We start from the raw sequence: 6,143 nt of genomic DNA, 5'->3' as shown, positions 1-6,143 counted from the left end.
GAGGTCGTCGTCGGCGGCCGTCGCGGCGAGGCGACGCGCGTCGGGCTCGGGACGGCGGACGGGCAGCGCGCCGTCGACGGGCAGCAGCGGGTCGGGGACGACGTCGTGCGTGAGGAGCTGGGCGGTCGCCAGCCCCGACGCGTAGGGCAGGTCCGGCAGCGCCGCCGCGAGCGCGACCCCGGCGGCCAGCCCCACCGACGACTCCAGCGCTGAGGACACCACGACCGGCAGGCCGACCTGCTCCGCCAGGCGCAGGCACGCCCGCACGCCGCCCAGCGGCTGGACCTTGAGCACGACGACGTCCGCCGCCCCGGCCCGCACGACCGCGAGCGGGTCCTCCGCCCGGCGGATCGACTCGTCCGCGGCGACGCGCACCCCGCTGCGGCGGCGCACCCGCGCGAGGTCCTCGACCCCGGGGCACGGCTGCTCCACGTACTCCAGCCCCCCGGCCGCCCGGTCCAGGACGGCGAGCCGGGCCACGGCCTCCTCCACGTCCCAGCCGCCGTTGGCGTCGATGCGGATCCGGCCGTCGGGGCCGAGCGCGTCCCGCACCGCCTCGAGCCGCTCGACCTCGTCGTCGACCGTCTGCCCCGGCTCGGCGACCTTCACCTTGGCGGTCCGGCAGCCCCCCGACCGCTCGACGATCCCCCGCGCCGTCGTGCCGTCGACGGCGGGCACCGTGACGTTGACGGGCACCCGGTCCCGCACCGGCGCGGGCCACCCCTCGTCGGCGGCCTCGCGCGCCGCGCGCCACCACGCGTGGGACTCCCGCGCGTCGTAGTCCCAGAACGGGGAGAACTCCCCCCAGCCGGCGTCACCGCGGAGCAGGACGCCGTCGCGCGCCGTCAGACCGCGGAAGCGGGTGCGCAGCCCCACGCGGTAGACGTGCAGGTCGGGCGCACCGTGGTGCCCGGCGGCGGCGGCGTTCCTCACACCGAGCACCGTAGCCGCCGCGGGTCCGGGCGCACGCGTCCGCCGGGCGGCCGCTCAGGACGCCTCACCCCTGCCCCTCCGATCTAGGGTGGCGCCATGACCGCACTGCCGCGCCCGGTGTCCGCGACGTTCGACCCCCAGCGGTGGCGGGAGGTCACGGGCTTCGAGGGGCTCACCGACCTGACGTACCACCGCGGGGTGGAGCGGGACGCGACCGGCGCCGTGCTGCGGGACCTCCCCGTCGTCCGCGTGGCCTTCGACCGTCCGGACGTCCGCAACGCCTTCCGGCCGCACACCGTCGACGAGCTCTACCGGGTGCTCGACCACGCCCGCATGACGTCCGACGTCGGGACGGTCCTCCTCACCGGGAACGGCCCCAGCCCCAAGGACGGCGGCTGGGCGTTCTGCTCCGGCGGGGACCAGCGCATCCGGGGCCGCGACGGCTACCGCTACACCTCCGACGTCAGCGCCGAGACCGCCGACGCCATCGACCCCGCGCGGGCCGGGCGCCTGCACATCCTCGAGGTGCAGCGCCTCATCCGGACGATGCCCAAGGTCGTCGTCGCCGTCGTCGACGGGTGGGCCGCCGGGGGCGGGCACTCGCTGCACGTCGTCGCCGACCTGTCGATCGCCTGCCGGCAGCACGGGCGGTTCAAGCAGACCGACGCGAACGTCGGGTCCTTCGACGGCGGCTACGGCTCGGCGTACCTGGCCCGCCAGGTGGGCCAGAAGCGCGCCCGGGAGATCTTCTTCCTCGCCCGGGAGTACTCGGCCGACGACGCCGAGCGCTGGGGTGCGGTGAACGAGGTGGCCGAGCACGAGGACCTGGAGGGCCTCGCCCTGGAGTACGCCCGCGTGGTCGCCACGAAGTCGCCCCAGGCGGTCCGGATGCTGAAGTTCGCGTTCAACCTCGCCGATGACGGCCTCATGGGCCAGCAGGTCTTCGCCGGCGAGGCCACGCGCCTGGCGTACATGACGGACGAGGCGGTGGAGGGCCGGGACGCGTTCCTCGAGCGCCGGGACCCGGACTGGTCCCGCTTCCCCCACCACTTCTGACGCGTCAGTCCGCGCCCACGAGCCAGACGCCGAGGTCCAGGAGCTCGCCGAGCGCCACGAACCCGGCCACGGCGGCGCCGAACAGCAGGAGCACGGCGACCAGGACGGGGACGACGGTCCGCAGGCGCTCGCGGACGTCCGGCGTGAGCAGGGCCTCCCGGCTGCGCTCGAGGTCTCCGTGGGCGGGCGTCGTCGTCATGGTGACCACCCTGGCCGCCCGCGGCCCCCGTGCGGATCCGCCGCCGGGCCCGTCCTGGTGCGACTCCCGCTCCCCCGAGGGGAGCAGGGCGCGGCCCAGCGCTCATCCTGAGGTCGTACCGGCCGGACGGAGACCCGGCGGGTCGGCACCCGCCCCCGTGCGGGGCGGTGCCCCGGGTCGCGCTGCCCCGCCGTCGCTCAGCTGATGGTGAGCGAACCCTTGCCGGCCGGGATGAGCTCGACCCACGTGTTCCCGGGCGCGAGCAGGACGGGCGAGCCGTCCGCGGCGAAGAGCTGCAGCGGAGCGTCCGGCGCCGGCTTGCGCCACGTGGCCGGCATGGTCCTGCCGCCGGTCGCCACCGTCGCCTCGCCCTCGCCGACGAGCTGGTACGTCGGCACCGGCGCGCCGCCCTGGGCGCCGTACGGCGTGTTGACGTGGCCGGCCGTGATCGCCACGACGTTGACGGCGGACAGCCGGGCCCCGCTGGCGACCGTCGCCGGCGTCGAGCCCTCCGAGCGCAGCCAGGTGCCGCTCGCGGCGTCCCAGGCCCAGCTCGGGCGGGACTGCCCCGACAGGGTGAAGGCCAGGTTCGCGGCGGGGGCGCCGGTCGCCGCCGCCGTCGCCAGCTCGGGCCGCAGCGCGAAGACGAACTGCTCGGCCGGCGGGGCGCTGTGCTCGGCGTCGGCGACCTCGAGCCAGCGGGCGAGCGTGCCGTAGACGTTGTGCGGGGCGCTGCGGAAGCCCACGCGGTACATGCCCGGTGCGCCCTGGTCCTGGCTGATCGACTGCACGCCGCTGCTGCGCACCTCCGCGAGGATGCCCGGCTGCCCGCCCGAGTAGGCGAGCAGGCCGCGCAGGGGCGCGACGATGAGGGGGTCCATCGGGCGGACCGAGCGGATCGGGCCCACCTCCTCGGGGACCTGCGAGTGGAAGACCGCGACGAACCGCGACACCTCGAACTCGACGATCGTCTCCCAGACGACGTCCGCCTGCTCCAGGCCGGACTGCGGCCGCGCCGCCGTCGTGTTCTCGACCTTCACGGCCACGGCGGGCCGGTTCGCCACCTCCGCGGTCGCCACCCCGGTGAGCGGCCAGACGACCGGCACGACCGGCTCGGGTGCGGGCGCCCGGGACGGCTCGACGCTCGGGGTGACGGTCACCGGCGCCGGCACCTCGGGCTCCGCCACCGGGTCGGCACCCGAGCACGCCGCGAGCGCCAGGCCGGCCGCCGCGAGCAGGGCTACCGCGCGAGCCGTGCGGCGCCGTCGTCGGGCCCCACCGGGACCGGTCGGCGCCGGCGCCGAAGGGGACGGGGTGCCGGTCGCCGACGGTCGGCGGGTGGTCGATCGGGCCACGCGAGACTCCTTCATGGGGACCCGTCGCGCGGGTCCGCGGTTTCGTGCCGGCCCCGGGTCACCGCCCGATGCCGGGAGTCACTGTACGGCCCGCCTACCCTGACTCCGTGGACCCCACGACCTCGCGCGGACGGCCCCTGCGCCGCCGTGTGGTCGGCCCGATCGACCGGGACGTCGTGGCCGAGGTGACCGCGGCCGTGCGGGACGCGCTCACGGACGGTCCCGCGTTCGCCCCCGTGGCGCCCCCGGCCGGCGGCTCCGCCGAGGACGGCGGGCCCGACGGGGGTGTGACCGACGACGGTGTGACCGAAGGCGGTGCGGCCGAGACCGTGCCCGAGGGGGTCGCCCTCGTGGTCCGGACCTCCGGCTCGACCGGCGAGCCGCGGGAGGTGCTCCTCGACGCGGCGGCCCTGCGGGCGTCGGCCGCGGCCACGCACGAGCGCCTGGGCGGTCCCGGCCGCTGGCTGCTCGCGCTGCCCCTCGCGCACGTCGCGGGCCTCCAGGTCGTCGTCCGCTCGGTCGTCGCGGGGCACGACCCGCTGGTCGTCCCGACCGCGGGCGGCTTCGACCCCCGGACCTGGCTCGACGCCGTCCGCTCCGCACCCGACGACGCGCCCGTCCACTCCTCCCTCGTCCCCACGCAGCTGCACCGGGTCGTGACCGCGCTGGAGGACCTGCCGGCGAGCGCCGTCGGCGCCGTCACCGCCCGGCTCGGCGCCGTCCTGCTCGGCGGGGCGGCGACCGCGCCGAGCCTGCGCGAGCGCGCCCGCGCGCTCGGCCTGCCGGTGGTCACGACCTACGGGATGACCGAGACGTGCGGCGGCTGCGTCTACGACGGCGAGCCGCTCGCGGGCGTCGAGGTCCGGCTCGACGACGACGGCGCGGTGGAGGTCGCCGGGCCCGTGCTCGCCCGGGGCTACCGGGACCGGCCGGACCTCGACCGCGTGGCGTTCCGGGTCGACCCGGACGGCCGGCGCTGGTTCGCGACGGCGGACCTCGGCGCCCTGGACGGCCAGGTGCTGCGGGTCCTCGGCCGCCGCGACGACGTGCTGGTCACCGGCGGCGCCAAGGTGGCGCCCGCCGCAGTCGAGGCGGCGGTCGCGGCCCTGCCGGGGGTGGCCGAGGTGTGCGTCGTCGGGGTGCCGGACCCCGAGTGGGGCCAGGCGGTCACGGCCGTCGTCGTCCCCGGGGCCCGCCCGAGCACCGCGTCCGGCCTGAGCAGCGCGCCCGACCTGCGGACCGTGCGTGACCACGTCGCCCGTACCCTGGGGCGGGCGGCGGCACCGCGGCACCTCGTGCTCGTCGCGGCCCTCCCGCTGCGCGGACCAGGCAAGGTGGACCGCGCCGCCGTGGCCCGCCTCGCCGCGGCCCGCCTCGCGTCCGACCCGGCGGGCTGAGCGGACCGGGGCACGCGGCACGACGCACGGGGCACGACGCACGAGCACGAAGCACGAGCACCACGAGGACGCCACCGCCGGCACCACCAGGACGAGCCCCACCAGCACCATCACCAGCACGCACCGCAGGGACCACCAGCACGGGAGGACGACGCATGGCCACGACCGCCGAGTGGGTCGAGGGGGCCCGGCTGCGCACGCTGCCGGCCGCGATCGCCCCTGTCGCCGTCGGCACCGGGGCGGCTGCCGAGATGGGGTCCGCCCACGTCGGTCGTGCGCTGCTGGCGGCCGGGGTCGCCCTCGCCCTCCAGGTCGGCGTCAACTACGCCAACGACTACTCCGACGGCGTGCGCGGGACCGACGTCGACCGGGTCGGCCCGATGCGGCTCACCGCCTCCGGCGCGGCCCGGCCCGGCCAGGTGCGGACCGCGGCGTTCGCGGCGTTCGGGGTAGCGGCCCTGCTGGGGCTCGCGCTGGTGGCGGTCAGCGGGCACTGGTGGCTCCTCGCGGTCGGCGCCGTCGCGGTCGGCGCCGCGTGGACCTACACCGGGGGCCGCAAGCCGTACGGCTACCGCGGGCTGGGCGAGGTCGGGGTGTTCGTCTTCTTCGGCCTCGTGGCCACGCTCGGCACCACCTACACGCAGGCCGACGGCGTGTCCTGGGCCGCCGTCGTCGGCGCCGTGGCCATCGGCCTGCTCGCGTGCGCGCTGCTCATGGTCAACAACCTGCGCGACATCCCGACCGACGTCGTCGCGGGCAAGCGGACCCTCGCGGTCCGGCTGGGCGACCATCGCGCCCGCCGTGTGTACGCGGTCCTCGTGACGCTGCCGATCGCGCTCGGCGCCATCTGCGCCTTCGCGTCGCCGTGGGCCGCCCTGGTGCTCCTGCTCGGGCTGCCGGCGGGGGTCCTCGCCGCGACTGTCCTTCTCGGCGCCCGCGGCGTGCTCCTCAAGCCGGTCCTGGCCGGCACGGGCCTCCTCGAGCTCGCCTTCGGCCTCGTCCTCGGGCTCGGCCTGGCGATCTGAGCGGCCGGGCCCACCGCGGGGGCGATCGGAGCGATCGGGCTCGGTCAGGCCGGCGCGGTCCGAGGGGTCCGGACCGCGGCGTGGCCCCGGGGCTCAGCCCCGGTCGTCGTCCTTGCCGGCGCCGGCGTCCCGGCCGCTCCCGCTCCCGGCAGGACCGTCACCGTCGGGACCCGACGCG

At 77.5% G+C, this 6,143-nt stretch carries 6 protein-coding genes; 3 read left to right on the top strand and 3 right to left on the bottom strand.

What is annotated here, in order from left to right:
• Positions 1-933: o-succinylbenzoate synthase (locus N866_RS15555; RefSeq protein WP_052023135.1), on the bottom strand; the 933-nt coding region annotated here is incomplete at its 3' end.
• 96 nt (positions 934-1,029) lie between these two features.
• Here N866_RS15555 and N866_RS15550 point away from each other — a divergent pair.
• A complete protein-coding gene (locus N866_RS15550) occupies positions 1,030-1,989 on the top strand; it encodes a 1,4-dihydroxy-2-naphthoyl-CoA synthase (RefSeq protein ID WP_034228016.1) in 960 nt (319 codons plus the stop codon).
• Positions 1,990-1,993: 4 nt separating this feature from the next.
• On the opposite strand, the gene N866_RS15545 is transcribed toward N866_RS15550, so the two are convergent.
• Both N866_RS15545 and N866_RS15540 read right to left on the bottom strand, forming a co-directional pair.
• Positions 1,994-2,188 (bottom strand): hypothetical protein, encoded by a 195-nt coding sequence (locus N866_RS15545; protein ID WP_155855417.1) that lies wholly within the window; start codon positions 2,186-2,188, stop codon positions 1,994-1,996.
• A 197-nt stretch (positions 2,189-2,385) separates the two neighbouring features.
• On the bottom strand, positions 2,386-3,543 hold the full coding sequence (locus N866_RS15540; protein WP_245612622.1) for a DUF3048 domain-containing protein: 1,158 nt from the start codon (positions 3,541-3,543) through the stop codon (positions 2,386-2,388).
• A gap of 107 nt (positions 3,544-3,650) precedes the next feature.
• Between N866_RS15540 and menE the strand changes: the two genes are divergently transcribed.
• Together menE and N866_RS15530 are read left to right on the top strand one after the other, a co-directional pair.
• Entirely contained in the window at positions 3,651-4,940 is a 1,290-nt protein-coding gene (gene menE / locus N866_RS15535; RefSeq protein WP_245612621.1) for an o-succinylbenzoate--CoA ligase, read from the top strand.
• 155 nt (positions 4,941-5,095) lie between these two features.
• Positions 5,096-5,965 carry a 1,4-dihydroxy-2-naphthoate polyprenyltransferase gene (locus N866_RS15530; RefSeq protein WP_034228013.1) on the top strand — a complete coding sequence of 290 codons (870 nt, stop codon included), beginning with the start codon at positions 5,096-5,098 and terminating at the stop codon, positions 5,963-5,965.
• Positions 5,966-6,143 lie beyond the last annotated feature (178 nt).

The organism is Actinotalea ferrariae CF5-4, assembly GCF_000603945.1.
Classification (GTDB): Bacteria; Actinomycetota; Actinomycetes; order Actinomycetales; family Cellulomonadaceae; genus Actinotalea; species Actinotalea ferrariae.
Note: the sequence above shows the minus strand (reverse complement) of the source record. Positions and strands in the feature narration are given on the sequence as shown.

Excerpts from the sequence above, each read along its gene's own strand:
- N866_RS15550 (WP_034228016.1), top strand. The coding sequence starts at position 1,030 with ATGACCGCACTGCCGCGCCCGGTGTCCGCGACGTTCGACCCCCAGCGG.
- N866_RS15545 (WP_155855417.1), bottom strand. The coding sequence starts at position 2,188 with ATGACGACGACGCCCGCCCACGGAGACCTCGAGCGCAGCCGGGAGGCC.
- N866_RS15530 (WP_034228013.1), top strand. The coding sequence starts at position 5,096 with ATGGCCACGACCGCCGAGTGGGTCGAGGGGGCCCGGCTGCGCACGCTG.